1 pseudogene is annotated in these 1,369 nt (G+C 60.4%); it reads right to left on the bottom strand.

The window, feature by feature from the left end:
- Nucleotides 1-272: 272 nt before the first annotated feature.
- Nucleotides 273-848 (bottom strand): annotated as a pseudogene (locus RM423_RS24725) (ornithine cyclodeaminase); the annotation flags it as partial.
- Nucleotides 849-1,369 lie beyond the last annotated feature (521 nt).

Genomic DNA, 1,369 nt, shown 5'->3' with positions numbered 1-1,369 from the left:
GATACAACTCGACAGCGTCGCGGCGAAACTCCTCGGAGTAGTTCTTCCTCGCCATGAGTGGATCATCTCGCTTCCACCCCACCGAAGCAGGGATTGAGCGTGTCCACTACTCGGGGTCAGGTCCCCTCATCCGGCCACCTCCCACCACGTATACGACTTGACCTACCCATTTGGTTGGGTCCAGATCACAAATAGTTTTCGCCAGTTGGCCAGATAACCCCATAACGGAATCAAGACCACAGCCGACGGGGCCTGGGCTGAGGCGGGTGCGCTCATGCCTTGACCGGTACCGGGCACAGCAGTGAGTAGAGGTTCTTCGGATCCTCTGGCTCGGCAACAAGATCCACAGTGCTGGTGTAGGCGGTTCCGCGAGTGGCGTCGTGGGCGTATCGCAGCGCGGCGAAATCCTCGATCGCGAAGCCCACTGAGTCGAAGAGGGTGATCTGCTGCTCGTTGGTTCGTCCGGGTGTGGCGCCGGTCAGCACGTTCCACAGTTCGGTGACGGCGAAATCGGGGCTGCGGTGCTGGATCTCGCCTTCGATGCGGGTCTGCGGTTCGTACTCGACGAAGACGGTTGCCCGGTCGAGGATGGCGCTGTCGAGTTCGGTTTTGCCGGGGCAGTCGCCGCCGATGGCGTTGAGGTGCACACCGAGCACGACCATGTCGGTGGTAAGGACGGTGGCGTTTGCCTTGTCCGCGGTGCAGGTGGTGATGATGTCTGCCCCGGCAACGGCTTCCGCTCCGCTGCTCGCTACGGTGACGTCGAAGCCGAGCGGCTCGACGTTCGCGCCGAACTTCGCCATCGCGGCGCTCCGCTTGCCCGAGACTTCCCATCGATTTGTGGAGCAATTCCTGACCCTATTTGGAGGGCGGAGATTCGATCCTCCAGTTTCGCTCCAGGCCGCCGCAAGTAGGGACACACCAACAAAGGTAGGCTACATTATGTAGTGCTGCGCGGCAGGATCGACTACTAGATGTTGTAGAAAAATGGGTGGAGCTGAGGGGATTCGAACCCCTGACCCCCACACTGCCAGTCCATTTTATCCATATTCGTGGAAGTGTGCTGACGGGCAAAGGCTTATTGCATAAGGGTTTTCTCGATGCCATGAATGTTGGCGAATGACCTTGAACGAAGCCGTAGGCTGCCCAACTGGCTACCTGATGATCATGGCCTACTACGGAGTCTATGTTGGGTCTCGCTAGCCGACGCTTCCCGGCCGACGAGCTGCGCGGCGTGCTGCGGTTGGGCCTTCGCCCCGAAAAGTGGACACGCGATTTGATTGTTATGCGGCCGGTCGTAGCGTAGCCGCGGTGGTGGTGTTCTCGTAGGTGATCGGGCTGCGGTAGCCGCAGGCGGAGTGCCGGCGGC

The sequence above is a fragment of the Jatrophihabitans lederbergiae genome (assembly GCF_031845305.1).
Lineage (GTDB): Bacteria > Actinomycetota > Actinomycetes > Mycobacteriales > Jatrophihabitantaceae > Jatrophihabitans_A > Jatrophihabitans_A lederbergiae.
The sequence above is the reverse complement of the archived record's forward strand: the minus strand, read 5'-3'. Positions and strand labels throughout refer to the sequence as shown.